Genomic DNA, 26,375 nt, shown 5'->3' with positions numbered 1-26,375 from the left:
GCAATATGGCGACCCGCACGTCTTCCCCGGCGCGGGCGCAGAAGTCGGCAGCCAAACGGCCGAGCACGGCCCGTTCGGCTGCTGGTGGACGCTCCCGTCCGTCCGGTGCCCAGAAGCGAGGGCAGAGCTCGAAGCGCGGTGGATCCACCCCCGCGCGGACCAGCACGCCCAAATCGAGCGGACCGGGCCCCTTCGCGGCCGCCATGCTCGCGCTCGGGCGCGGAGTGGTGAAGGTCTGGATCGGTATCGCGCACCTGCTCGGCAGCATGGTGCGCGGGATCGGTCACAGCGCCCGCGACCTGGAGCCGGAGCACCGCCGTGACGGCGCCGGCCTGTTCCTGATCGGTCTGGCGGTCGTCGTGGCCGCCGCGGTCTGGTGGGACCTGCCGGGGTCGGTCGGCAACGGCGTACGGACGGTCGTCGGCGGCAGTATCGGCATGCTCGGCTGGGCGTTGCCGCTGATGCTTCTGGTGATCGCGCTGCGCACGCTGCGGCACCCGGACCGCAACGGCCCGGCCGGCCGGCAGGCGATCGGGTGGACCGCCGTCTGCCTCGGCGTACTCGGCCTGATCCACATCGCCAACGGTCTGCCCCGGCCGAGCAACCCGGCCGACGGACCGCTGCGGGACGCCGGCGGCGCGATCGGGTACGTCGTCTCGTCGTTCCTGTCGGACCTGCTCACGCAGTACGTCGCTGCGCCGCTGCTGGTCCTGCTGTCGATCTTCGGCGCCCTGGTCATCACCGGGACGCCGGTCTACGCGATCCCGCTGCGGTTCCGGGCGGCGTTCGACGTACTGATGGGACGGACCGAGCTGCCCGAGGACGCTCCGTCCGTGCAGGCCGCTCCGACCGACGACACCGTCCGGCTGACCCGCAAGCAGCGGCGTGCGAAGGCCGAGCTGGACGAGGACGGCGAGCCGACGGTCAAGCCGTACGACTCGCCGGTGCTCGCGGACAGCCCCAAGCGCGGCCGGAAGTCGAAGGCCAAGGCCGTGGAGGAAGAGGACGCGTACGACGTCGACGCGGACAGCGCCGACGCCGCCGCTCCCGTCGAGCCGGCCTTCGACGCGCCTGTCGTGTCGAGCAAGCCGCCCGCGCCGGCCCCCGAGCCGCCGCCGCACACGCCGCTGCCGCAGCGCGTCGAGCAGCTCAGCCTGTCCGGCGACATCGCCTACACCCTGCCCGACGGGCAGATGCTCAAGCCCGGCTCGGTGCACAAGGCCCGCACCAAGGCGTCCGACCAGGTCGTCGACCGGCTGACCGAGGTCTTCGAGCAGTTCGGCATCGACGCCCAGGTCACCGGCTACACCCGCGGCCCGACAGTCACCCGCTACGAGGTCGAGCTCGGCTCGGCGGTGAAGGTCGAGAAGGTCACCGCGCTGTCGAAGAACATCGCGTACGCCGTCGCGTCGGCCGACGTGCGGATCCTGTCGCCGATCCCCGGCAAGTCCGCGATCGGTATCGAGATCCCGAACACCGACAAGGAGATCGTCAGCCTCGGCGACGTGATCCGCTCGGCGACCGCGCGCAACGATCACCACCCGATGGTGGCCGGGCTCGGCAAGGACGTCGAGGGCGGCTTCGTGGTGGCGAACATGGCGAAGATGCCGCACCTGCTGGTCGCCGGTGCGACCGGTTCGGGTAAGTCGTCGTTCGTCAACTCGCTGATCACCTCGATCCTGATGCGCGCCACCCCCGACGAGGTGCGGATGATCCTGGTCGACCCGAAGCGGGTCGAGCTGAACAACTACGAGGGCATCCCGCACCTGATCACCCCGATCATCACCAACGCCAAGAAGGCGGCCGAGGCGCTGCAGTGGGTCGTCCGCGAGATGGACATGCGGTACGACGACCTCGCGGCGTTCGGGTTCCGGCACGTCGACGACTTCAACAAGGCGGTCCGCGGCGGGAAGGTGAAGCCGCCGCCGGGGTCCGAGCGGGTGCTGTCGCCATACCCGTATCTGCTGGTGATCGTCGACGAGCTCGCCGACCTGATGATGGTCGCGCCGCGCGACGTCGAGGACTCGATCGTCCGGATCACCCAGCTCGCGCGGGCGGCCGGCATCCACCTGGTGCTCGCCACGCAGCGGCCGTCGGTGGACGTCGTCACCGGTCTGATCAAGGCGAACGTGCCGTCGCGGCTGGCGTTCGCGACCTCGTCGCTGGCCGACAGCCGGGTCATCCTCGACCAGCCCGGCGCGGAGAAGCTGGTCGGTCAGGGTGACGGCCTGTTCCTGCCGATGGGCGCGAGCAAGCCGATGCGTATCCAGGGCGCTTGGGTCACCGAGACCGAGATCCGCGGCGTGGTCGACCACTGCAAGGAGCAGTTGCAGCCGACGTACCGCGAGGACGTCACCGCGGCGCCCGGCCCGAGCAAGGACCTGGACGACGAGATCGGCGACGATCTCGACCTGGTCGTGCAGGCGGCGGAGCTGATCGTTTCCACCCAGTTCGGCTCGACGTCGATGTTGCAGCGTAAGCTCCGGGTCGGTTTCGCCAAGGCCGGCCGGCTGATGGACATCCTGGAGAGCCGCGGCGTCGTCGGTCCCAGTGAAGGTTCGAAGGCCAGGGACGTCCTGGTCAAGCCCGACGATCTAGAGGATTTCATCAGCACCCTCCGAGGAGAGTGAGACCGTGACCGCCGCGAGCGCACTGCCCAGGCAGGAACGATTCTACGTGGACCCGGAGCCCACGCCGTTCACCGTTCGTGCCTCCCAGAAGGTGCACGGCGGGCTGGCGGCCGGTGCCGTGCTGGTCGCCATCGGGTTCGCGGCGTCGGCGTCGACGAGTCCGACCGGCGTACTGCGCTGGATCGCGGCGGCCGCGTTCGCCGTACTCGCCGTGGTCTGTGCCCGCGCGCTGACCGTGGGGGACATGCTGGTCGCCGACGCCGTCGGCATCCGCCTGCGCATCGGCAACGAGTGGGTGGGTACCCGGTGGGAGGACATCGAAGAGGTGACGGTGCTGCAGCGGCGGCATCCGCTCGACGACGGGCGGATCGCCGTACATCTGCAGGATCCCGGGCCGATCCTCGCCGCGTTGCCGAGCTCGACCCGCAAGACAACCGATGCGAACCGCCGACTGACGGGGTCGTCACTCGCGATACCGTTCGGGTTGACGGCACGGCCGTCGAACGGGGAAGTGGTGCAGGCGCTGCACATGCTGGCCGATGCCAGGTGTCCGGTCAGGGAACAACTCTGACTCGTCCGTGACCCCGTCGGACCAAGGCCGTTGAGATGGTGTCGGCGGTCCGGCTGTCGGCGAGACCACAGCTCGGACGAAGAGAGGACGGTGGGGACGTGAGCATCGGCAGCGAGCTCACGGCGGCCCGCGAACGGGCCGACATGACGATCGAGCAACTGAGCGCTGCGACCCGGATCAGAACCGGGTTGCTGATCGCCATGGAGGCCGACGACTTCTCCCGCTGCGGCGGGAACTTCTACGCGCGTGGTCACATCCGGTCGATCGCCCGGGTGGTCAAGGCCGACCCGGCGCCGTTGCTGGCCACCTTCGACGCCGAACACGCCGTCGAGGAGGAGAAGTCCCGTCGCGAGGAACGTGCCGCGGTGAAGGTCCCCAAGCTGAACCCGGCCCGCCCGCGCTGGGCCGTCGTGGTCGGCGCGATCCTGGTCAGCCTGATGGGCTGGGGAATGGTGCGGCTGTTCACGCTGCCCAGTGACATCGAGGCGAACGCGTCCAAGACCGCGACCGCCACGGCCACCGTCACGACCCCGGCTCCGAAGCCGACGCCGCAGCCGACCGTCAAGCCGACCGCGAAGCCGACCAAGAAGAAGCCGCCGGCCCTGAAGACCAAACTCACGCTGACCGCCAAGGGCGAGGGCACCTACCTGACGGTCCGCGACCGGAAGGACCGCCGCCTGTTCCAGGGCCGCCTCGGCCCCGGCATCGCCCAGTCCGTCACCAGCGCCGGCGACATCCGGGTGACCGTCAGCAACCCGGCCAACCTGGTTGTCGTCCTGAACGGGAAGCAGATCCCCACCAAGCTGTACCGGTTCACCGCGCACCCGAACGGCACCCTCAGCAAGACCACGAGCGGCTCCTGAGTTAGGCGCGGACGTGCACAGCGCGTCATACTCGTGGGGATGACTACGCCACCCACCACCGTCGCCCTGGTCACGCTGGGCTGTGCCCGTAACGATGTCGACTCCGAGGAACTGGCCGGCCGGCTCGAGGCCGGCGGATTCCGATTGGTCGACGACGCTGCCGAGGCGGACACGGTGGTGGTGAACACCTGCGGCTTCGTCGAGGCCGCCAAGAAGGACTCCGTCGACACGCTGCTGGCGGCCGCCGACTACAAGGAGACCGGGCGGACGCAGGCGGTCGTCGCGGTCGGGTGTCTGGCCGAGCGGTACGGCGATCAGCTCGCCGAGGCCCTCCCGGAGACCGACGCCGTGCTGAGCTTCGACGACTACACGGACATCTCCGACCGTCTCCGCTCGATCCTGTCGGGCACGAAGCACCAGGCCCACGTTCCCCGCGACCGCCGCAAACTCCTACCCCTGGCCCCCGCAGACCGCCACACCGCGCCTCCCGTCCCCATCCCCGGCCACGGCGACCCGACCACCTCAGCTAGCACCGCGCCCGCCCCTGCCTCCGGCACCTCGACGCGTTCCGCCTCGGGCACCGCGGCCGGCACCGTGTCCGACGCCCCGGGTGCCTCCGCCTCCGGTCCTGCCGCCGGCGCCGCCACGGTGTCCGGTGCAGGTGCTGTGCTCGGTGACCACATCCCTGAGCAGCTCCGGCCGGTCTCGGCTGCCTCCGACGCCGCCGACGCCTCCGGGGGGCTCAAGGGCCGCTTCGTCACCGGTGCACCGGAAGAGCTGAAGATCGACGCCCCCGACCTCGCAACCGCCCCCGCCAGCGGTCCGCGGGTGATGCGCCGCCGTCTCGACGGCGGCCCGATGGCGCCGCTCAAGCTGGCCTCCGGTTGCGATCGCCGCTGTGCGTTCTGCGCCATCCCGATGTTCCGCGGCGCCTTCATGTCCCGACGCCCGGCCGAGGTCCTCCGCGAGGCCGAGTGGCTGGCCGAGAACGGCGTACGTGAACTCTTCCTGGTCTCCGAGAACTCCACCTCCTACGGCAAGGACCTCGGCGACCTCCGCCTGCTCGAGACCCTGGTCGGCGAGATCGCCCAGGTCCCCGGCATCACCCGCGTCCGCGTCTCGTACCTGCAGCCGGCCGAGATGCGCCCGACCCTGATCAGCGCGATGACCGGCACCCCAGGCGTCGTCCCGTACTTCGACCTGTCGTTCCAGCACGCCTCGGGCCCGCTGCTGCGCCGCATGCGCCGCTTCGGCGACGCCGAGCGCTTCCTGGAGCTCATCGCCCAGGTCCGCGCCGCCGCCCCGACCGCCGGCATCCGCAGCAATGTGATCGTCGGCTTCCCGGGCGAGACCGAGGAGGACGTCGACATCCTCTGCGACTTCCTCTCCCGGGCCGGCCTGGACGCGATCGGCGTCTTCGGGTACTCCGACGAGGACGGCACCGAGGCCGAGACGTACGACGGCAAGCTCGACGAGGACACCATCGCGGCCCGCCTCGACCGGGTCACCCGCCTCGCCGAGGACCTGACCTCCGCGCGCGCCGAGTCCCGGATCGGCGAGCTGCTCGAGGTGCTGATCGAGTCCCTCGACGACGCCGACGTACCGACCGTGGAGGGCCGCGCCGCGCACCAGGGCCCCGAGGTGGACGGTACGACGACGGTGACGGGGCTTCCGGAGGGAATTCGGGTGGGGGATCTGGTGTCCGCGAAGGTGGTGGCGAGCGACGGCGTCGACCTGATCGCCGAGTTCGCGGCACTCGTGAGCGCCCCGGACGCCCGTCCGGCAGTTAATCTGACCGCGTGACCAACCCGCCGACCAACCCGGCGCCGCGCGCAGCCGGCGGACATCTCCACGCGCCCAGCGCGTGGAACGTGCCGAACGCGCTGACCGTGCTGCGGCTGGTCCTGGTCCCGCTGTTCGTCTGGCTCCTGCTCCGCGACGGCGGTCACACCACCGGCGACCGGCTGCTCGCCACCGCCGCGTTCGTCGTCGCGATCGTCACCGACCGCTTCGACGGCGACATCGCCCGGCGCTGGAACCTGGTCACGAACTTCGGCAAGATCGCCGACCCGATCGCCGACAAGGCCCTCACCGGCGCGGCCTTCATCGGCCTCTCGTACCTGGGCGAACTCCCGTGGTGGGTCACCATCGTGGTCCTGGTCCGCGAATGGGGCGTCACGCTTCTCCGCTTCTGGGTGATCCGCCACGGCGTGATGCCCGCCAGCCGGGGCGGCAAGCTCAAAACCGTCCTGCAAGCCATCGCCCTGGGCCTGTACCTCCTCCCGTGGCAGGACCTCCCGATCGTCCATTGGCCCGCCGTAGCCATCATGGCCGCTGCCGTCCTGGTGACCCTCGTCACCGGCCTCGACTACCTCTCCCGGGCCATCCAGCTCCGCACAGCCGCCAAGCGCAAACTTCCCTGACGCTGCTCAGGCACTCTGGCTCGGGGCTCAGTTGTGCTCGGCCAACCAAGCGAGCATTCCGCCGCGCCGCCAGCACCGACCGACCGCACTGGCCTGCATCGACGCGTGCTCGAACACGCCCATCCCGATGATGCTGTGCCCCGAAGCCCGCCGGTCGCCGAACGTCGGGATCCCCGGCGCCACGCCAACCCCCTCCACCGACACCCAAGCCACGGGCCGTCGGGTAGCTGCCTCGTCGAGCCGCTGCAGGAACCTCAAACGCCCCTCGAGATCCAACGCCGACAACGCCCACGTTGTGATCACCACCGGCAGTACGTCGTCAGGCACCCGAGCGATCGCCTCCGGCAGAACGTCGACAACCTCGCCCCGCAGCAGCACCGGCGGATCCGCCGCGGCCAACGCCAACTCCGCCTCGAGCCGCGCCAACCGCTCCACCTGATCCGGCGACACACACGCCCGCAACCAACGCGCCTCGTCTGCGTCCGTCACATCCACCGGATCAACGTCAATCAGGACCCGGGCGACCACCTCCGGCATCACCCCTGACGGGACCTCCCCGCCGCCCACAACCGAAGCCGACACCTGAACCGCCGACCGAGCGTCCCCCAACGACTGCCCGTTCCCGTACGAGATCCCGACCCGATCAACCGTCAGATTCAGGCCCGCCGCGCGTCCCACATCAATGAGCCCAACCGCCCCGGCCCCCACCCGCCGAGCCACCTCAGCCACCGCCGGATACAGCACCGCATGCCGCCCACCCTCATCCGCCCGCACCCGCCGGCCCGCGGCCCGCTCCACAACCAATTCCCCCATCCCAACCACAACCTCCGCGGCCACCGCCCCGACGTCGGTCGCATTGGCGGTGGCGAAGGCCTTGGCGAGGGCGGGGGCGTCTCCAGCGAGCGCGAGGTCGTGGAGAGCCGCCAGAATGGTCGCCGGATGCCGCTGCCGCGCCGGTGCGGTCTCGATAACCCGCAGCGCCTCATCCGACTTGCTCAACGCATTCGCGATCCGCCCGTACACCGGCGAAACCTTCGGCCCGTCCACCTCGCCGAACCGCCGATAGACCTCCGCGAGCGTCCGAGCCCGCCCCCCAGCCTTCGCATTTCCACCGGTAGACCCCGACATCCCAGGGAGTCTACGGACGGGGGTTGGTGGGGGAGCGGGAGGCTGGTGTTGAGTACGGGTATTGGTCGGATGTGGAGGTGGCGGGTGGTTGGGGATGGGGTTGAGGTCGCGGTTCGGCGGTTGGTGGGGTTGTTGCTTGAGCGGGGCGTGACGCTGGCGACGGCTGAGTCGTTGACCGGGGGGATGGTCGGGGCGGTTCTGACGGGTGTGCCGGGGGTGTCGGCTGTGTATCGGGGTGGCGTGGTCGTGTACGCGACTGACCTGAAGGCGAAGCTCGCGGGCGTCCCGGAGGACTTGCTGGCCGCTGTGGGGCCGGTGCACCCGGATACGGCTGCAGCCCTGGCGAGCGGGGTGCGGGAGCGTCTCGAGGCCGACTACGGGCTCGCGACGACCGGTGTGGCCGGCCCGGACCCGCAGGCGGGTATCGAGGCGGGCACGGTATACGTGGCAGCGGCCGGACCGGGCACTGTGCAGGTGCGGAAGCTGCAGTTGACCGGCGATCGGGAGGCCGTTCGTCGGGGAAGTGTGCAGTCCGTCCTGGAACTCGGAGCAACTGTTGTGGCGGAAGAACTCGACTGAACGGGATGTTAGGACCAGCATGGGGACAGGTAAGGAAGACTGGCACGGCGCACCGAAGGTGGACATTGCGAGGGGTAGTGACCCAGCAACAGGTACCGTTGGTTCCTACGGCCGCGCTACCGTGCGGGTAGACGTGGCCGGACAGGCGGAAGGGAGAAACCTCATGGTGCTGGTTCGTGGCCTGCTGGGCGACGTGCTGCGGCGTAAGCGGCTGCGCCAGGGGCGCACTCTGCGCGAGGTATCCGCCGACGCCCGTGTGAGTCTCGGCTACCTCTCCGAGGTCGAGCGCGGTCAGAAGGAAGCTTCCAGCGAGCTGCTGGCGGCGATCTGCATGGCACTGGACGTGCCGCTGTCGACGGTGTTCGCCGAGGTCAGTGAGGACTTGGCGCGCGAAGAGGCCCTCGTCCTGGCGCACCCCGCGATCGAGCCCGAGGTCGTGGCCTCGGCAGCCTGATCCGCCGTTCATCGGACATCTCCTTCGGGAGCGGGACGGCGGTCGGTCGGCTGGATCAATGCCGTCCGGGTCGGCCAGATGAGCTGCAGCGCGGCTATCGGCGGACCACCGGGCCGCCGGAACATCGCGTTGGCCGTGAACAGGTGATGCGCCGAGTCGGGAAACCGAAGCAGTTCGGCGGTGTGCGGTGGCGGGAAGAATCCGGACAGGTCGTCACCTTCGTCGAAGACCGCGCCCTCCATCACGGCCCAAGCGAGTGGCTTGAGACCGAGGTAGGCGTAACTCGGCTCGCTCTCGAAGACGATGAATTCCGGATGCTGGTACAGACTGAGGCCCAGCGTGTAGCCGAACGCCGGATTCCGGTCGCCGTCGCCATCGACGTACTGCATCGTCCAGCCGTAGGTCTGGATGTTCCGCTCGATCTGCCGCGCGTACTGCTCGTCGCTCAGGCCGCCGCACCTGTCGCACATCGTCATCTCCTCTCGTTCGAACATTCGTTCGATGCGTCAGAGAAGGTATCCGTGTTCGGCGCCGCCCGCGGCGTTGTCCACAGGGCAGTTTCAGCAAGTGCGCGGATCAGCTCTCGGGCTGGCAGGCCGGGCACCAGTAGGTGACGCGTTCGCGTGTCGGTTCGCCGAGTTGCGCGGTGAGTATCGTCGTTCCGCAGCGGCGGCACGGCTTGCCGGCGCGTTCGAACACCCAGGAGCGTTGGCCAGGCCGGTCGACGCCGGTGCTGACCTGGGCCGCGTTCCGAACGTTGGCCTTCATCAGTTTCCGGCTGAGGTCGACCGCGGCCGGGACGTCGGCGTCCGACACCGGGCACCACGGGTGCAGACCGAGCAGGAAACAGACCTCGGTGCGGTAGAAGTTGCCGATCCCGGCAAGGTTGCGCTGGTCGAGCAACGCCTCGCTGATGGTGCGCCCCGGATCGGACTCGACGTTCGCGATCGCGGTCGCCCGGTCGAACGCCGGGGAGAGCAGATCCGGTCCGAGGTGGCCGACGACGCTGCTCTCCTGATCGGTGGAGACGAGCTCGAGCACCGGCAGCCGGTAACCGACCGCGGTCCACGGATCCGTCGCGAGGACGACACGGATCTCGTGCTCGGGTCCGCCGCGCCAGCGCTCACCCGGACGGTACAGATGCCAACTGCCGTCCATCCGGAAGTGACTGTGCAGCGTCAGACCGCCCGAGAGCCGCATCAGGATGTGTTTGCCGCGCGCAACGACCTCCTGCATCGTCCGGCCGCTGAGGTCGGTCGTCGCCAGCGAAGGCACGCGGAAGTCTGTGCGGACGAGCTCCTGCCCGGCAAGTGCTTGGTTCAGCCGCTTGCAGGCCCGCCAGACGGTGTCTCCTTCCGGCACGACGGCTCACTCAGGCCCGGAGCCGCAGACCGCGCGGCGTCGCATGGAACCCGGCCTTCGCCAACGCGTCCCCGAACGCCGTATGCCGTACCTGCTCGCCATCGGCTGTCTCCACGCTCAGTTTGCCGAGCTGACCGTCCCGGATCGACAACGCGAGCGCGTCGACCGCGGGCTGCAGCAGGTCGGTGTCCTCGGTGAAACTCAGCACGGTCCGCCCGCCGCGTTCGACGTACACGATCAACTGTCCGTCGACCAGCACGACCAGCGCACCGGCCTTCCGACCCGGACGATGACCTCCCGCGTTCTCCCGCTCGGGCCACGGCAGAGCGGCGCCGTACGGATTCGCCGGGTCGGATGCAGCCAGTACGACGGCACGCGCGGCCGGCTCGTTGTCTCTACGACCGCGACCTGCCCCACCTGACGCTCCGCTCGTCCGCGCACCGCCTGGACCGAACCGGCCCGGTGGACCGAACGGTCCGTCGGGCTCAGCCGGCACAGACAGCTCGGCGAGCGCCCGCAGACGATCGACGGCGCCAGGCAGCGCGAACTGCGCCGCCCCCAAACCGGCGACGAAGTACCCGCGCCGGCACCGGCCGGACTCCTCGAACGCGCTCAGCACCTTGTACACGGCCGCGAACCCACCGGGCGTCCGCTCGGTGATGACCGATCCGCGTGTCACGATCCCGTAGCGATCGAGCAGTGTCTCGGCCGCGGCATGGGCTCGCCGCGTCGCATCCGAACTACGGGCCGGAAGCAACGACCATCGCCCGCCGGCGGTCGGCGGTCCACTCCGCGACGGCATCGCGGGCCGCCCGGGCCGAGCCGGACGTCCCGGTCGTGCGCGTGGTGTCGCACGACGGGTCCGGTGGCTGCCGCGGCCACCACCGACCAGCGATCGGACCGGTGTCAGGGTGTCATTCGTCAGGTAGCCCGCCCAGACGAGATCCCAGAGAATGGTGACGAGCGCCTCGTCCTCCACGACGCCGGAGCTCGAGCCGACCACATCACTCAGCTGCCGGAAGAAGAACGCCCCGCCACCTGACAAGGCGTCCAGCACGGCCTGGTGCGTCTCGCCCAACTCGAACGCCGGATCCGGGTCAGGCAACGTCAGATCGCAGTTGTCGGCCAGATGCAGCGACACCCACCCGTCGGTCCCCGGCAATGAACCCGAGCCGGCCCACACCACTTCACCGGTCGCCGTCAGCTCGTCCAGCATCGACGGCTGATACCCGGGCACCCGTGACGGCAGCACGATCGACTCCAGCGCCGACGCCGGCACGGCGCATCCCGCGAGTTGCTCGACCGCGCCGAGAAGTACGTCGTACCCGCGTCCACGACTGCTCGTGATCCCTTGCCACGCGGGAAGGAACCGGGCCAGCGCGGATGGATCGACCGGCTCGACCTCCTTCCGCAGCGCAGCCAGCGAACGCCGCCGCAGCAGTCGGAGGACCTCGCTGTCACACCACTCGAGCGCGATCCCACCGGGCAGGAACTCGCCCTCGACGACGCGACCCGCCGCTCCGAGACGACGCAGCGCGTCGCTGACGACCGCGACGCCGATCCCGAGATGCGTCGCGAGATCGATCGCGCGGAACGGCCCGTGGGTGCGTGCATACCGAGACACGAGGTCACCGAGCGGATCGGCGACAGGCTCGGCGTGCGCCTCCGCGACACCGGGGGGCAGCGGTACGCCGAGAGCGTCCCGCAGGCGTGCCACATCCTCGACGACGGCCCATCGGTGTTCGCCTGCGATCCGGACCCGCACGACACGACGGGCCGCCGCCAGTGAGGTCAGCCAGGACTCAGGGTCGGAACCGTCCACGCACCGCTGCGTTGCCTCCGGCAAGGACAGTGGCCCGACGATCCGCAGTACGTCGAACAGGCCCTCGGCATCACGCGCGCGACGATCCTCGGCAAGTCGCTGCAATTCGGCCTCGGTGCGCAGCACGACCTCGGCGTCGAGCAGCTCGCGCAGCTCGGTCCGACCGAGCAACTCCGCCAGCAAGCTCTGGTCCAGGGCGAGCGCGGCCGCACGCTTCTCGGCCAGCGGACTGTCGCCTTCGTACATGAACGCGCCCACATAGCCGAACAGCAGGGACTTCGCGAACGGTGATGCCTCCGGCGTCTCCACCTCGACGACGGAGATCCGCCGCTCGCTGATCCCGGTCAACAGATCCTTCAACGACGGCAGGTCGTAGACGTCCTGCAGAACCTCGCGCAGTGTCTCGAGCACGATGGGGAACGACCCGAACTTGCTCGCCACACTCAGCAACTGTGACGCACGTTGCCGTTGCTGCCAGAGCGGTGATCGGCGTCCCGGATTGCGCCGCGGCAGCAGCAGCGCCCGCGCCGCGCATTCACGGAATCGCGCCGCGAACAACGCCGATCCCCCCACCTCGGTGGTGACCAGGTCCTCGATGTCAGCCGGATCGAACAGCACCAGCTCCGCACCCGGTGGCGCCTCGTCCGTCTCCGGCAGCCGTAGCACGATCCCGTCGTCGCCCGAGACCGACTGCGCGTCCATCCCGTACCGATCCCGCAGCCGCGCCGCGATCGCCAGCGCCCACGGGCCGTGCACCTGACCGCCGTACGGCGAATGCACGCAGACCCGCCAGTCGCCGAGCTCGTCGCGGAACCGCTCCACCACGATCGTCACGTCGTCCGGCACTCGACTGGTCGCGTCGCGCTGCTCGGCAAGGTACGAGACAAGGTTGTTGGCGGCGTACTCGTCGAGGCCGGCGGTCCGCGCACGCTCGACCGCCTTGGCGGCCGGCAACGACGCCATCTTGCGGATGAACGCACCGGTCGCCGCGCCGAGCTCAGCCGGACGCCCGACCGCGTCGCCCTTCCAGAACGGCAGTCTCCCGGGCTGACCCGGCGCGGGGGAGACGAGCACCCGGTCGTGCGTGATGTCCTCGATCCGCCAGCTCGACGCGCCGAGCGTGAACACGTCGCCGACACGCGACTCGTACACCATCTCCTCGTCGAGCTCGCCGACTCGGTGGTTCGTCGACTCGCCGACCAGGAACACACCGAACAGCCCGCGATCCGGAATCGTCCCGCCGCTCGTCACCGCGAGCCGCTGAGCGCCCGGCCGCCCGGAGATCTCGCCGCTGACCCGGTCGAACACGATCCGCGGCCGCAGCTCGGCGAACTCGTCCGACGGGTAGCGACCGGACAGCATGTCGAGCACGCCGTCGTACGCCGATCTCGGCAGCGTCGCGAACGGCGCGCATCGTCGTACCAGAGCAAAGAGGTCGTCGACGTCGATCGAGTCCAGCGCCACGATCGAGACGATCTGCTGGGCGAGCACGTCGAGCGGGTTGGCCGGAATGTGCAGACTCTCGATCAGTCCGTCACGCATCCGTTGGACGACGACGGCGGTGTCGATCAGGTCGCCGCGGAACTTGGGGAACAGCACGCCCCGCGACACCGCCCCGACCTGGTGACCCGCGCGACCGACGCGTTGCAACCCACTGGCGACCGACGGCGGGGCCTCGACCTGGATGACCAGATCCACCGCGCCCATGTCGATGCCGAGCTCGAGGCTGCTCGTCGCCACCACGCACGGCAGCCGCCCGGACTTCAGATCCGCCTCGATGAGGGCCCGTTGCTCCTTGCTGACCGAGCCGTGATGGGCGCGCGCGATCAACGGCGGGGCCGCGAGCGATCCGCCTGACTGCGCCATCAGCTGGGCCGGCGAACCGAGCTCCGGGAGCTCCAGCTCGGCGCGCTCGGCGGCGATCTCGTTCAGCCGGGCCGTCAGTCGCTCGGCGAGGCGACGCGAGTTCGAGAAGACGATCGTCGAGCTGTGCTGACTGATCAGGTCGAAGACGTGTTCCTCGACATGCGGCCAGATCGACGCGTGCTGCTGCGGAGCGGCCGCTGATCCGGACGTCTCGACCTCGGTCGCGGCCAGCTCGGCCATGTCCTCGACCGGTACGACGACGCTCAAATCCCACTGCTTCGTGAACTTGGGTTGCACGACCGTCACCGGCCGCTCGCCGCCGAGGAATCGCGCGACCTCTTCTACCGGTCGCACCGTCGCCGACAGGCCGATGCGCTGCGCCGGCTTCGGCAGCAGCGCGTCGAGGCGCTCGAGCGTCAACGCCAGATGCGCGCCGCGTTTCGTCCCGGCGACCGCGTGCACCTCGTCGACGATGACCGTCTCGACGCCGCGGAGCGACTCACGCCCTTGCGATGTCAGCAGCAGGAACAAGGACTCCGGGGTCGTGATCAGTACGTCGGAAGGCCGCGAGGCGAACCGTCGTCGCTCAGCGGCCGGGGTGTCGCCCGATCGCACGGCGACCTCGACATCGATCGGGGCCTCACCGAGCCGGCGAGCGGTCTCCCGGATGCCGATCAGCGGCGCGCGGAGGTTGCGCTCGACGTCCACGGCCAGCGCCTTCAGCGGCGACACGTACAGCACCCGGCAGCGCAACTTCGGATCGTCCGGCGGGGGAGTCGTGGCCAAGCGGTCCAGCGCCCACAGGAACGCGGCCAGCGTCTTCCCGGAGCCGGTCGGGGCGACCACCAGCGCATCCCGGCCCGCGGTGATGGCGTCCCACGCCTCGAGCTGGGCCGGGGTGGCCGCCTCGAAGACGTCGCCGAACCACGCCCGGGTCGCGGGCGAGAACCGGCTCAACGCGCTGGTCTTCTTCACGCCGACCATCTTGCCGGGTGCCGCCGACAGTTTTCACGCGCTCGGTCCGGCGGCAGCTCTCGTCCGCTTACCGGGCCACCGTCGCACGCAGTGAGGAGGCCCTTTCCGTCCGGTGCGCGGATTGTCCCCGGCGTCTGGAATGATCGGCGGCATGATGAACCGCGTACGCGCAGCCCTCGTCGTCGTGGCCTGCCTCATCGGGCTGACCGGGTGCGTCAAGCTCGACGGCGACCTGAAGGTCGGGTCGAACGAGACCGTCTCGGGTTCGATGAAGATCGGGGTGGACAAGAAGCTGCTGGAGTCCAGCGGCCAGTCCCTCGAGAAGGTCCGCCAGCAGATCGAGAGCAGCATCAAGTCGACGGCGACCGACGGCGTCGAATGCAAGTCGTACGAGGACGACAAGTTCGTCGGCTCCGACTGCACGTTCAAGAACGTGCCGTTCGACAAGATGGGCAGCTCGAGCGGTGACGGCGTCAGCTTCCGCAAGGACGGCGACAAGGTCACGGTGTCGGTGAAGGGCGGCGACCTGGGCAACATGCCGTCGGGCGGCAGCCAGCCGGAGGTGAACTTCAAGATCACCATGCCGGGCAAGATCCTCGAGCACGACGACGGCGCGAAGGTCAGCGGCCGGACGGCGACGTACGACAGCGTCGACAAGCTCGGGAAGATCTCGCTGACCTCGGAGGCCGGCGGTGGGTTCCCGACGTGGGCGCTGATCCTGATCATCGTGCTGGTGGTGCTGGCGATCGCCGCGGTGGTCTTCTTCGTTCTGCGCAGTCGCAAGGGGCAGGGGCCGCAGGGCTACGGGCAGCAGTTCCCGGGGCAGTACCCGGGACAGCCGGGTCAGTACGGCGGACCGGGGCAGTACCCGGGTCAGCAGTACGGCCAGCCCGGTCCTGGCGGGCAGTACCCAGGGCAGCCCGGTCCCGGTGGGCAGTACCCGGGGCAGCCCGGTCAGTACGGCGGTCAGCCGGGTCAGCCGGGTCAGTACGGCGGTCAGCCGGGTCAGTACCCGGGTCAGCCGGGACAAGGGCAGCCGGGGCAGGGGCAGCCGGGGCAGGGGCAGCCGCCGTACGGTGGCCAGCCTGGTCAACCGCAGTACCCTGGGCAGCCTCAGCAGGGTCAGGGACAGTGGGGCCCGCAGAAGCCGCCGCAGCAAGGTCCCGGGGGGTGGGGACAGCAGCCTGGTCAGGGTCAGCAGCCCGGTCAGCCGCAGCAGGGTTCGCAGTACGGTCAGCGGCCGCCGCAGCAGGGTGGCCCGGGCCAGCAGGGCGGTCCGTCGGCGCCTCAGCAGGGGCAGCAGGGCGGTTGGGGACCGCCACCGAAGGATGACGACGGGCAGGCATGAGACTGACGGAGTTCTGGGAGCGGATGAATCACCATCTCGGTCCCGCGTACGCACGGACCTGGGCCGAGACCCAGGTCGTCCAGGAGCTCGGCGGCCGGACGGTCGTCGAGGCCCTGGCCGACGGCGAGGCCGCCAAGGTGGTGTGGCGTGCCGTGTGGGCGCATCTCAACCTTCCGCCCAGCGAACGCTGATGCCTATGGCAACGAACGGGTAGCTAGACCGCCCACCCGGTGCGCGCAGCCCATTCCTCGGCCGGCAAGTAGATGAGGTCACAGACGGGATCCTTGAGATCGCTGTAGTCGCCGATCTCGAGCCGGAGTGCGGCCGCGTGCTGCTTGAACGCGGCGTACGCGCGGGCCGTCTCCGGGTGGCTGCGCAGATAGTCGCGGAACAGCAGCGCGTACCGCTGATTGGCACGGCCGGCCACCCGGACGTGCAGGTTGACCCGACGGCGGTACATCGGTTCGACCAGCATCCGCTTCATCCACTGGATGTCGTCGGCGGGCAGTCCCGGCACCGGATGGTCGCGCCGCGGCGGGCGGAGCTCCCAGTCCGCGGCGACCATCCGTTCCGCCACGTCGTCCAGCTCCGGCTCCGTGCCCACGGTGACCTGGATGTCGAGGACATCCTTGGCCGGCAACCCCGGTACCGAGGTGGAACCGATGTGGTCGATCCGCTGGGCAAGTTCGCCGAGCACCCCACCGATCGCGTAGGCGGTCTTCTGGTACTGCGCGGGCCATGTCTCGTCCGGTCGCACAATGACGATCCCAGTCATGTGGAGATCATGTCAGTACTGCTACGGCCGGTCCCAGCGATCAGACCGGTTTGACCCGGAACGCACTGGTGGTGAGCAGCTCCGCCGCCTCGTACGCCGCCTTCTTGATGCCCTTGCGCTCGTCGAAGAACCCACCGACCACACCGACGCCGGGAAGCTTCCCGACGAACCGGGCGCCCAGGCTGCCGCGCGGCCGCTCCTCGAACACCTCGCTGAGCCCGCCGAACAGTTTGCTCAGCCGCCAGACCAGCCGGACACCCTTACGCAGGCCCATGTCCGAGGTGACTTCGTGGAGTCCCAGCTGCTGGGAGACGTCGTCGCCGGCGACCACCGGGTCGTCGTACTTGAGGACCTCGTCCGGCGTGATCGGGCGGTCGGTGAGCACCCGGGCGATGATCGCCGTACGGTCGGCATGCGCCTCCACGCCGTACTCCCGGCAGACGGCACCGATCACCATCGCCTGCACGGCGGCGCCGAGGGTGTCCTTCATCGGCAGCCGGTCCGCCGCCGCGCCGCTGAGCCGGGGGAGGCCGGCGACGATCGCGGCGAATCCGCCCAGCCGTTCCACCCACCAGTCGCAGCGCTTGGCCAGCGGGAGGGTCGGCCACTCCTCGTGGCCGGGCACCTTCATCTGCAGTAATCGGTCGATCGCGAGGATCAGGCCCTTCTCGGCCAGGTTCGGCTTCTCCTGCGCGGAGTACTCCGCCAGGTAGCTGCGGATGCCGAACGGGTCCTGGGAACGGAGCGCGTCGAGGACGTAGTCGATGCCGAATTCCACGCGGCTGATCGCGAGGATCACGGCGGAATCGGGTACGTCGGGCCGGTCTGTCACGCTCGCAAGGGTAGGGATCCGGTGGGTCAGATCGGTTGCCGGGACAGGTATCGGCGTGTCAGTTGCGATTCGAACACGTGTTCGGGATAGTTTGGTCTCCGGAAGGTGCTGGGACGGCCGAGTTGTCCACAGATTCGAAGTGGCGGCGAAAACTGTCCGAGGCGACGAATACCTTCTCTGGCGACAACGAAGTTTCTTCGGGCGGCCGGCCGGCTGCCCCGGATTATCAGATGGGTCAGGTGGCAGTCACATGGCGGGTGTAGCGAGTGCGGAGCGCGCGGCGGCCGATCGCGAGAAGGCGCTTGCGACCGCGCTGACGCAGATCGAGCGGCAGTGCGGCAAGGGTTCGGTGATGCGCCTGGGAGAGCAGAACAGGCCGCCGATCGAGGTCATCCCGACCGGGTCGATCTCGCTCGACATCGCGCTCGGGATCGGTGGTCTGCCGCGCGGCCGCGTGGTGGAGATCTACGGCCCGGAGTCCTCCGGTAAGACGACGGTCGCCCTGCACGCGGTCGCCAACGCTCAGCGCGCCGGCGGGATCGCGGCCTTCATCGACGCCGAGCACGCCCTCGACCCGGAGTACGCGCGGAAACTGGGTGTCGACACCGACGCGCTGCTGGTCTCGCAGCCCGACTCCGGTGAGCAGGCGCTGGAGATCGCCGACATGCTGGTCCGCTCCGGCGCGATCGACATCGTCGTGATCGACTCGGTGGCCGCGCTGGTGCCGCGTGCCGAGATCGAGGGCGAGATGGGTGACAGCCACGTCGGTCTGCAGGCCCGGCTGATGAGCCAAGCACTGCGGAAGATGACCGGTGCGGTCAGCGGGACCAACACGACCGCGATCTTCATCAACCAGTTGCGCGAGAAGATCGGCGTCATGTTCGGCTCCCCGGAGACGACGACCGGTGGTAAGGCGCTGAAGTTCTACGCCTCGGTGCGGCTGGACGTGCGCCGGATCGAGTCGCTCAAGGACGGCTCGGACGTGGTCGGTAACCGGACCCGCGTCAAGGTCGTGAAGAACAAGGTGGCCCCGCCGTTCAAGCAGGCCGAGTTCGACATCATCTACGGCCAGGGCATCAGCCGCGAGGGCAGCCTGCTCGACCTCGGCGTGGACCAGGGCTTCGTCCGCAAGGCGGGTGCCTGGTTCACCTACGAGAGCGACCAGCTCGGCCAGGGCCGGGAGAACGCGCGGAACTTCCTGCGCGACAACCCCGACCTGGCGAACGAGCTGGAGAAGAAGATCAAGGAGAAGATGGGCATCGGCCCGACCCTGGACCAGCCGGCCGACGAGGCCGCGGCCGAGGTCGATGTCGACTTCTGATCGACCCTCCGCGGGTGGCAGCGTCCCCCGGCAGCCTTCCACTGCCGATGACGCTGCCCCCGCGGCGCTGTCCCTGCCCCACGACGAGCGCCTCGCGCTGGCCCGCAAACTCCTGGCCGAATCCGGGGCGTCGGACACAACTGCCTCCGCGGAGACAGCCTCTGCCAGGCGTACTTCGGCCCGGCAGACGTCCTCGCGGCGTGACGAGTCGCGATCTACGTCCTCGTCAGACGACGACCGCCAAGGCGGCGCCTCGGCCGGTTCGAGTCGCGGAGGTCGTCGTACTCGCGGTCGTACTACGGACTCGAAGCGCGCGGATCCGTGGGCGGATGCCGACGACTCCCTGCGCGGGGACGAGGCCGAATGGAGTACGGCGCGTCGACGCCCCGGCTCCGTCAGGCGGTCCGTCGGCACCATCGACCCATGGGACGAGCCTGCGTCCGCCGATGTGCAGGAGCAGGCCGCGCGTGAGCCCGAGCGACCTGCAAATGGTCCCGTGCATGCTGCGCGTGGGCTCGAGCGACCTGCGCGTGAGTCCGCGCGCCCTGTGCGTGAGTCCGAGCGAAGTGCACGGTTGCCGCAGGGCCGCGGGGCGCGCGGGCAGTCCGACGCGGCGGCGTTCTCGCGTGAGGTGCAAGAGGAGAGTCAGTCCACCACTCGCCGGGATGCATCGCGTCGCGCTTCGGGTGCTGACGTGGTTGATCCATGGGGCGAAGACCACGGGCAGACCGCGCAGGCGTTCAAGACGCAGGCAGCCGACCGCCTGGCCGAAGCTCGTGCGTTCGCCGAGGACACGCCAGTCCCGCCTGCCAAGCGCGCAGGACGCAGTACGCCCGAGCGCGCGGACGACGGCTCGGCGACACCACTCGCCTCGTCGCCCGAGGGCGCGCCACGGACTGAGCCCGTCCTCGGTGGCGTGGGTAAGGCCTTCGACCCGTGGTCAGACCCGCCGGAGACATCAGACTCGACGAACGACACGGACCGGCTCCCCGGCGAGTTGCCGGGTGATGCGGCGACCGGGAGATCAGCCAGCTCGCGCGGCGATGCCATCACCACTCCGACGAACCCGACGGCCACAACAAGCTCGCCGGACGCGACAAACACCTCACGTTCGGCGAAAGCGTCGGCCGCGAAGAACACGACCGCTTCGGCGAAGGCGGGGAACACGCCAGCTTCGGTGAACCCGACGGACGCGACGGCGACGACAAGCTCGTCGGACTCGACGAACACCTCACCTCCGACGAAGGCGTCGGCCGCGAAGAACACGACCGCCTCGACGAAGACGAGGAACACGCCACCTTCGGTGAACCCGACGGCGGCGACGGACGCGACGGCGACGACAAGCTCGTCGGACGCGACGAACACCTCACCTCCGACGAAGGCGTCGGGCGCGAAGAGCACAACCGCTTCGAGGAGCACGACCGCTTCGACGACATCGGCGGACGTGGCGAACACAGCACCGGGCGGTGCCCGGTCGGCAGCGACGTCGGCTTCGGCGAACTCGGCGGGTGGGGCGAACACGACGGACTCGGCGGGCGGGGCGGACACGCCGGCTTCGGCGAACGTGGGGGCTGAGGCGACATCAGGCTCCGCGTCAGGCGTGAGGCGTGCCGGCGGGACGACCGGCGGTTCTGCTGCGTCAGTGGAGTCCGAGGCGATGCCATCGGCTCGGGGTGTTGGGGCTTCTGAGAGGGCGTCGGTTTCTGGTCGTGATGGGGTGGCTGATCGTGCGGCGGCGGCTGAGGGAGGCCGGGCGGCGGCTGGTGGTGGGGGTGTTGTCGGGGGGAGTGGTGGGAGTGGGCGTCGGGGGATGGGGCGGCGTCGGGTTGGCGGGGGATTCGGGCGGCGGAAACGGTGGTCGGAGGACGAGGCGGGGGCGGATCCGGGACGTGGGGATCCGGGGCTGGACGAAGAAGCGGATCCGTACTCGGTGGCTCGGACGATCTTGCTGGACAAGTTGACGGGGCAGCCGCGGACGCGGGCCGAGTTGGCCGATGTGCTGGCCGAGCGGGAGATTCCGGATGAGGTGGCCGACCATGTACTTGATCGGTTTACGGACGTCGGGTTGATCGACGACGCGGCGTTCGCGAACGCGTGGGTCGAGTCGCGGCATCGCGGGCGCGGGTTGGGCAAGCGCGCGCTAGCGCAGGAGCTTCGGCGGCGCGGCGTGGACGACGAGTTGGCGCGGGATGCGCTTGAGGAGCTCGATCCTGATCAGGAGGAGCAGACCGCCCGGGAGCTGGTACGGCGGAAGCTGCGGTCGATGCGTTCGCTGGACCGGCAGGTGGCGATGCGGCGCTTGCTCGGAATGCTGGCGCGCAAGGGATATCCGGGCGGCCTGGCGATGACCATCGTCAAACAGGAGCTCGACGCCAGCCACGAGGAGTTCCCGCTCCTGGACTCCTCTGGCCTGGAACCCGAATAGCCCTCGTCCACACCAGTCCTACATCGGCCAGTGGGACGAAGCTGGCCGACAACTCGTGGCTCGACGTCACGCACCTAGGGCTGAGTGCGGGTGTGGCCGAGAGGCTGTGGACCGGCTGGGTCTGCGCGGGTGTGGGGCTGTGGGTTGTGGGCGGGATGCGGCACCGGGCGGGAGTAGCGTCGGCGGTATGGCGAGTCTTGAGGACGTGGAGCGTGTGGTTCTGGGGTTGCCGGGGACCGAGGAGACGACACGGCACGGCAACCGGACGTGGAAGGTCGCGGGGAAGGCGTATGCGTGGGAGCGGCCTTTCAGTAAGGCGGATCTGAAGCGGTTCGGGGACGAGACACCGCCCGACGGACCGATCCTGGCGCTCACGGTCGAGGATCTGGCGGAGAAAGAAGCGGTGCTCGCGGCGCGGGCCGGGGACGGGTTCTTCACGATTCCGCATTTCGACGGGTATGCCGCAGTACTCGTCCAGTTGGAAAAGGCGTCCGAGGCAGTGTTGGAGGAAGCGGTGCTCGACGCTTGGCTGGTGCATGCGCCGGCAGACGTTGCCAAAGCGCATCTCGGGAGCAGTTAGGCATTCCGGAGCGCGGTGTCCGAGGATCCGCCGGGAGCGTGAGTTACGGAGCGTCACGGGGGATTGGGGGTCGGGGTGCGGCGAGGGGCGTTGACGGGTGGGGCGTGACGGTGTGTTATCCGAGGTAGGACCTGTATTTGGGCTGGTCCGTAAGCTGGGATTTTCCGTCGATCCGCCCCAGACACCGCGGAGGGTGCAATGAACGATTTCCAGGAACAGGCGAAGAACTGGCTCCGGAATGTCGTCAAGCAGAACCCGGACAAGATCAAGGCCGGCGTTGAGAAAGCAGGCGACCTGATCGACAAGCAGACCGGCGGGAAGTACGCGGAGAAGGTCGACTCGGTCCAGCAGAAGGTCGGCGGGTTCGTCGACAAGCAGTCCGGCGACGACAGCACCCCTCCCGCTCCGGGTACGGCCAAGGACACCAGCACCGCCGCGACCGAAGCTGCCACCACCACGGAAGAGGCAGCCGGCGCGGCCAGCGAGCCGGCAGGACCCTCCACGAGTACGGCCTCCGGTACGGCGGCCGACTCGTCGGCAGGTGCCGAGTCGCGTCCAGGTACTGCGGCTGAATCCGCTGATGAACGTAGGTCGGAGTCTCAGACAGGCCCGTCCGGCGGCCAGATCTAGAGAGCTGAGCACCCGGACGACGGGTGCGGGACGGCGTACACGTTCTGTTGCGTCCTCTTCTCCGAACCCATGCCCGGGTCGGAGAAGAGGACGATCAGCATGCCTTGGGCCCCGGAGGCAGGCAGGGCAGACCACGGCGAGGGCTGGTCTTGTGCGGGATCGGTCGGTGGGGGAGTGAGTGTCCGTCTTGACCGGGTGGTGGGGCGCGCTTAGCCTCGGCATCAGGAAGGGATGAATCCACCGAACCGGTGGCGGATATAGGCAGGCCGGTGGCACGGTCGGCCAGGAAACGCGCAATCACGCTCGACCGAGCTGAAGGAAGGACGACGGCGTCGTAACGCGCCGTCGGATAGGCGGCACCGCACGTGATGAAACCCCGGACGGCAGCGGACGGGGACGGGCGGGGCCATCGTGGTCTCCGAGGTGTCACGCGGCGACGCACGGTGAGCAAGCGAGGCAGATAACGCGGCTGCGACGTTCGCGCATCTCGGCGGACGGCTTCGAGGACCGCGGGCCAGCGCAGCCTCACCGTCGGCAGAGCCGCACACAGGGTTCAGGTACCGCCTCAGCCGAGGTGGCACCCGTACCGGCGTACCCCAGAGCCTGACCGACCGGGTGGCGATTCCCTTCGACCGACGGCCACAGTCCCGCGTGGGGCTCGAAGGAGAGGGGAGACGCCGATGACAGCGATGTCCGTTGGCCTGGCCCTGATCGGATTGCTGATCGCCGGCCTGCTGGCCTGGATCGGACTCACCCTCTCCCGCCGGAAGGCCGCCGACGGTGCCGCCGGCAGTGCGGCCGCGCAGGCCGAGACCGCCCAGCGTGAGGCGGCCCAGGTCGAGGCCGCGCAGCTCGCCGCCGAGCAGGTACGGCGTCAGGCCGAGGAGGATGCCGCCGTACTGCGGACCCGCGCCGAAGGGGCCGAGCGCCGTGCCGAGGAGATCCGCCGCGCCGCCGAGGACAGGGCGGCCGAGGTACGGCGGGACGCCGACCAGCGGGCGGCCGAGGTACGGCGGGAGGCCGAGGCGGAGGCACAGTCGATCCGGGACGATCTGCGCGAGCAGCGTCTGGAGATGGAACGCCGCGACCACCGGCTGACCGAACGCGAGGAGCGGCTCGACGAGCAGCACCGCGCGATCGAGGAGCGCCAGACCGAGCTCGCCGCGCAGCTGGCCGACCTCGACCAGCGCAAACAGGAGATCAAGGACCTCGAGGACGAACGCCGCCGGATCCTCGAAGGCGTCGCGAACCTGACCGCCGAGCAGGCGAAGGCCGAGCTGGTCGCGTCGATCGAGGCGGAGGCGAAGCGGCACGCGCACACGATCGTCCGCGACATCGAGCGGCAGGCGCTCGACGAGGGCGAGACGAAGGCGCGCAAGATCATCACCGGCGCGGTGCAGCGGCTCGCGTCGGAACAGACCAGCGAGTCGGTCGTGTCCGTCGTCCACCTGCCGAGCGACGACATGAAGGGCCGGATCATCGGCCGCGAGGGCCGCAACATCCGGTCGTTCGAGCAGACCACCGGCGTGAATCTGATCATCGACGACACCCCGGAAGCGGTGCTGCTGTCCTGCTTCGATCCGGTACGGCGGGAGACCGCGCGACTGACCCTGGACTCGCTGGTGCTCGACGGCCGGATCCACCCGAGCCGGATCGAGGAGATCTACGAACGAAGCAAGGGCGAGGTCTCCGAGCTGTGCGAACGGGCCGCCGAGGACGCGATGGCCGAGGTCGGGATCACCGAGCTGCACCCGGAGCTGGTGCGGACGATGGGCCTGCTGCGCTACCGCACGTCGTACGGTCAGAACGTGCTCAAGCACCTGGTCGAGTCGGCGCACATCGCCGGGATGATGGCCGCCGAACTCGGGCTGGATCCGAAGCTGTGCAAGCGCGGCGCGTTCCTGCACGACATCGGGAAGGCACTCACGCACGAGTCCGAAGGCAGCCATGCGATCGTGGGTGCGGAGCTGGCGCGCAAGTACGGCGAGAACGACGACGTCGTGCACTGCATCGAGGCGCACCACAACGAGGTCGAGGTCCGCACGGTCGAGGCGGTGCTGACACAGGCGGCGGACGCGGTGAGCGGTGGGCGGCCGGGCGCGCGGCGCGAGTCGCTGGAGGCCTACGTGCAGCGGCTCGAGCGGCTCGAGGAGATCGCGATGCAGCACGACGGTGTCGAGAAGGTGTTCGCGATGCAGGCCGGCCGTGAGATCCGCGTGATGGTGCTGCCGGACGCGGTCGACGACATCGCGGCGCAGGTGATGGCGCGTGATATCGCGAAACAGGTCGAGGAGGAGCTCACGTACCCCGGTCAGATCCGCGTGACCGTCGTCCGCGAGTCCCGGGCGACCGAGGTCGCGAAATAGACGTCAGGCCCGCGACCAGCGCCGACGTCGAGCGGATCCTGGCGGCACTGGCGCGCGAACCGGCTGCGCAGCACCACGTCCGCGCTCGTTGGGACGTCCAACAGAACGACGACGGTGTCTACCTGCTGGCGCATCGCGACGGCGAGATCGTCGGGCAGACGGTCCTGCTCCGGCACTCGAAGTACGACGAGGTCCGCGCCGACGCGGATCCGGCGGAGATCAACGCCCTGCACGCGTACGTCCCGCGGCAAGGCGTCGGTACGGCGATCATCCGCAAAGCCGAGGCGATCGCGGCGGGGGAGTGGAACCGCTCTGCGATCGGTCTCGGCGTCGGCTTCGACAACGACCCGGCCCGTGCGCTGTACGAGCGGCTCGGGTACCTGCCCTGGTCAGGTCCGCACGTGCTGGACTACTGGACGGAGCAGGACGCGGACGGGAACGTCGTACGCACGCACAACGATCCTTGCGAGTACCTGCTGAAGATGCTCTAGGAGACGCTGGCTGCGGAGGCGGTGAAGGTGTTGCACGCGGCGGGCGAGCCGGCGTCGAAGCCGCGGCGGGTCCAGCGGCTGTGGCTCTTGCTGCTGCCGTGGTCGCGCTGCGTACCCCACTCGTCGCCGCGATGACTGATGGTCCACAGCCAACGCTGCCGCCAGGATCCACTGACGGGGAAGTAGCTCCGGTCGGCGCCGAGGTAGAGACCGCTGAAGCAGGATGCCTGCAGTTCGATCCGCCGGCTCTCCTGCAGCGGGGCGTCCACGCCGTTGAGGTAGCCCGTGCGTGTCGCGGAGGCGCTGCTGATGCCGGTCAGACGCTGGACGTGATGGCCGTACTCGTGCGCGACCAGATGCGCCATCGTGGTGCGCGTCCAGAGCTTGTTGTACTTGCGATAGTTCTCGATGTCGAAGGTGGCGTTCATCGAGATCGTGCCGCCGTCGCAGTACGCGGCGGAGTCCTGGACGTTGCAGAGCGTGCGGGTCTTGCCGGTGAAGATGTCCAGCCGCGGCGGCACGAAGGTGAAGCCGGCCTTCTCGATCACCGGCTTCCACACTTTGTCCAGGCAGGCGACGTACTCGGTGTAGTACCTCCGCACGTTCGCCACCGAGGTCGGCCGGACCGACGGCTCCTTGCAGCGCGAGGCCGGCAGCCGGCCGACGCGGTACAACGGGTTCTGGGCGACGATCCGCTGCTTCTCCGCGAGCAACTGGCCCACCGAGTCGACGGTTGCAGTGGTTCGGGTCGGGCTCGTGAGAGTCGGGCTGGGGGTCGTGCGCGTCGGCGTTACTGGGCGCTCCGAGAACGTCGCAGTCGGTCGATCATCGGACTGTCTGGCCACGACGATCCCGGCCGCCGCGAGCACGACGACCGCAGCAGCGACGACCCCAACCCGCGCATTCACGGGCGGCAGCCTAGCCGCACGCCGGT

At 69.5% G+C, this 26,375-nt stretch carries 22 protein-coding genes and 1 pseudogene; 15 read left to right on the top strand and 8 right to left on the bottom strand.

Annotated elements, in window-relative coordinates; genetic code table 11:
* Positions 1–5 precede the first annotated feature (5 nt).
* The 5 genes from BJY22_RS30350 to pgsA all read left to right on the top strand — a co-directional run bounded on the left by BJY22_RS30350 (position 6) and on the right by pgsA (position 6,487).
* A complete protein-coding gene (locus BJY22_RS30350; protein ID WP_202891324.1) occupies positions 6–2,630 on the top strand; it encodes an FtsK/SpoIIIE family DNA translocase in 2,625 nt (874 codons plus the stop codon).
* A 46-nt stretch (positions 2,631–2,676) separates the two neighbouring features.
* Entirely contained in the window at positions 2,677–3,201 is a 525-nt protein-coding gene (locus BJY22_RS30345) for a hypothetical protein (protein ID WP_337759483.1), read from the top strand.
* Between the two features lie 98 nt (positions 3,202–3,299).
* On the top strand, positions 3,300–4,064 hold the full coding sequence (locus BJY22_RS30340) for a helix-turn-helix domain-containing protein (RefSeq protein WP_337759482.1): 765 nt from the start codon (positions 3,300–3,302) through the stop codon (positions 4,062–4,064).
* A 39-nt stretch (positions 4,065–4,103) separates the two neighbouring features.
* Positions 4,104–5,867, top strand: coding sequence for a MiaB/RimO family radical SAM methylthiotransferase (locus BJY22_RS30335; RefSeq protein ID WP_167213475.1), 1,764 nt, complete (start codon positions 4,104–4,106; stop codon positions 5,865–5,867).
* Positions 5,864–6,487 (top strand): CDP-diacylglycerol--glycerol-3-phosphate 3-phosphatidyltransferase, encoded by a 624-nt coding sequence (gene pgsA / locus BJY22_RS30330; RefSeq protein WP_167213472.1) that lies wholly within the window; start codon positions 5,864–5,866, stop codon positions 6,485–6,487. The genes BJY22_RS30335 and pgsA overlap by 4 nt, the downstream gene beginning before the upstream one ends.
* Before the next feature lie 27 nt (positions 6,488–6,514).
* Here pgsA and BJY22_RS30325 read toward each other — a convergent pair whose 3' ends face one another.
* A complete protein-coding gene (locus tag BJY22_RS30325) occupies positions 6,515–7,615 on the bottom strand; it encodes a DUF2332 domain-containing protein (RefSeq protein WP_167213470.1) in 1,101 nt (366 codons plus the stop codon).
* Positions 7,616–7,684: 69 nt separating this feature from the next.
* Between BJY22_RS30325 and BJY22_RS30320 the strand changes: the two genes are divergently transcribed.
* A complete protein-coding gene (locus BJY22_RS30320) occupies positions 7,685–8,194 on the top strand; it encodes a CinA family protein (protein ID WP_167218853.1) in 510 nt (169 codons plus the stop codon).
* 163 nt (positions 8,195–8,357) lie between these two features.
* On the top strand, positions 8,358–8,648 hold the full coding sequence (locus BJY22_RS30315) for a helix-turn-helix domain-containing protein (RefSeq protein ID WP_167213467.1): 291 nt from the start codon (positions 8,358–8,360) through the stop codon (positions 8,646–8,648).
* Between the two features lie 8 nt (positions 8,649–8,656).
* Here BJY22_RS30315 and BJY22_RS30310 read toward each other — a convergent pair whose 3' ends face one another.
* From BJY22_RS30310 to BJY22_RS30300, 3 genes are all read right to left on the bottom strand, one after another.
* Positions 8,657–9,118: a DUF4262 domain-containing protein gene (locus BJY22_RS30310; RefSeq protein ID WP_167213464.1), complete on the bottom strand. Its 462-nt coding sequence runs from the start codon at positions 9,116–9,118 to the stop codon at positions 8,657–8,659.
* Positions 9,119–9,224: 106 nt separating this feature from the next.
* A complete protein-coding gene (locus BJY22_RS30305) occupies positions 9,225–10,010 on the bottom strand; it encodes a DNA-formamidopyrimidine glycosylase family protein (RefSeq protein ID WP_167213461.1) in 786 nt (261 codons plus the stop codon).
* A 10-nt stretch (positions 10,011–10,020) separates the two neighbouring features.
* A complete protein-coding gene (locus tag BJY22_RS30300) occupies positions 10,021–14,682 on the bottom strand; it encodes an ATP-dependent helicase (RefSeq protein ID WP_167213458.1) in 4,662 nt (1,553 codons plus the stop codon).
* A 142-nt stretch (positions 14,683–14,824) separates the two neighbouring features.
* Between BJY22_RS30300 and BJY22_RS30295 the strand changes: the two genes are divergently transcribed.
* Both BJY22_RS30295 and BJY22_RS30290 read left to right on the top strand, forming a co-directional pair.
* Positions 14,825–16,021: an LppM family (lipo)protein gene (locus tag BJY22_RS30295; protein WP_167213455.1), complete on the top strand. Its 1,197-nt coding sequence runs from the start codon at positions 14,825–14,827 to the stop codon at positions 16,019–16,021.
* Complete coding sequence (locus BJY22_RS30290) at positions 16,018–16,212, top strand: DUF3046 domain-containing protein (protein ID WP_167213452.1); 195 nt, start codon at positions 16,018–16,020, stop codon at positions 16,210–16,212. Before BJY22_RS30295 ends, BJY22_RS30290 begins: the two co-directional genes overlap by 4 nt.
* Positions 16,213–16,235: 23 nt before the next feature.
* Here BJY22_RS30290 and BJY22_RS30285 read toward each other — a convergent pair whose 3' ends face one another.
* Together BJY22_RS30285 and BJY22_RS30280 are read right to left on the bottom strand one after the other, a co-directional pair.
* Positions 16,236–16,796, bottom strand: coding sequence for a GrpB family protein (locus BJY22_RS30285; RefSeq protein ID WP_167213449.1), 561 nt, complete (start codon positions 16,794–16,796; stop codon positions 16,236–16,238).
* 40 nt (positions 16,797–16,836) lie between these two features.
* Positions 16,837–17,628 (bottom strand): hypothetical protein, encoded by a 792-nt coding sequence (locus BJY22_RS30280; RefSeq protein WP_167213446.1) that lies wholly within the window; start codon positions 17,626–17,628, stop codon positions 16,837–16,839.
* Positions 17,629–17,878: 250 nt separating this feature from the next.
* On the opposite strand from BJY22_RS30280, the gene recA reads away from it, so the two are divergent.
* Positions 17,879–18,949 (top strand): recombinase RecA, encoded by a 1,071-nt coding sequence (gene recA, locus BJY22_RS30275; protein WP_167213444.1) that lies wholly within the window; start codon positions 17,879–17,881, stop codon positions 18,947–18,949.
* 645 nt (positions 18,950–19,594) lie between these two features.
* On the opposite strand, the gene BJY22_RS30270 is transcribed toward recA, so the two are convergent.
* Positions 19,595–20,497 carry a hypothetical protein gene (locus BJY22_RS30270; RefSeq protein ID WP_167213441.1) on the bottom strand — a complete coding sequence of 301 codons (903 nt, stop codon included), beginning with the start codon at positions 20,495–20,497 and terminating at the stop codon, positions 19,595–19,597.
* Between the two features lie 382 nt (positions 20,498–20,879).
* On the opposite strand from BJY22_RS30270, the gene BJY22_RS30265 reads away from it, so the two are divergent.
* From BJY22_RS30265 to BJY22_RS43115, 5 genes and pseudogenes are all read left to right on the top strand, one after another.
* Positions 20,880–21,374: a regulatory protein RecX gene (locus tag BJY22_RS30265; protein WP_337759476.1), complete on the top strand. Its 495-nt coding sequence runs from the start codon at positions 20,880–20,882 to the stop codon at positions 21,372–21,374.
* Between the two features lie 187 nt (positions 21,375–21,561).
* On the top strand, positions 21,562–21,954 hold the full coding sequence (locus tag BJY22_RS30260) for an MmcQ/YjbR family DNA-binding protein (RefSeq protein WP_167213438.1): 393 nt from the start codon (positions 21,562–21,564) through the stop codon (positions 21,952–21,954).
* Between the two features lie 198 nt (positions 21,955–22,152).
* Positions 22,153–22,584 carry an antitoxin gene (locus BJY22_RS30255; RefSeq protein WP_167213435.1) on the top strand — a complete coding sequence of 144 codons (432 nt, stop codon included), beginning with the start codon at positions 22,153–22,155 and terminating at the stop codon, positions 22,582–22,584.
* A 680-nt stretch (positions 22,585–23,264) separates the two neighbouring features.
* Positions 23,265–24,950, top strand: a complete 1,686-nt coding sequence (rny, locus tag BJY22_RS30250) for a ribonuclease Y (protein ID WP_167213432.1) — start codon at positions 23,265–23,267, stop codon at positions 24,948–24,950.
* Positions 24,947–25,270: pseudogene (locus BJY22_RS43115) on the top strand (GNAT family N-acetyltransferase); the annotation flags it as partial. The gene rny and the pseudogene BJY22_RS43115, both read left to right, overlap by 4 nt.
* Before the next feature lie 167 nt (positions 25,271–25,437).
* Here BJY22_RS43115 and BJY22_RS30240 read toward each other — a convergent pair.
* On the bottom strand, positions 25,438–26,349 hold the full coding sequence (locus tag BJY22_RS30240; protein ID WP_167213429.1) for a neutral zinc metallopeptidase: 912 nt from the start codon (positions 26,347–26,349) through the stop codon (positions 25,438–25,440).
* Between the last annotated feature and the right edge of the window lie 26 nt (positions 26,350–26,375).

The sequence above is a fragment of the Kribbella shirazensis genome (genome assembly GCF_011761605.1).
Lineage (GTDB): Bacteria > Actinomycetota > Actinomycetes > Propionibacteriales > Kribbellaceae > Kribbella > Kribbella shirazensis.
Note: the sequence above shows the minus strand (reverse complement) of the source record. Positions and strands in the feature narration are given on the sequence as shown.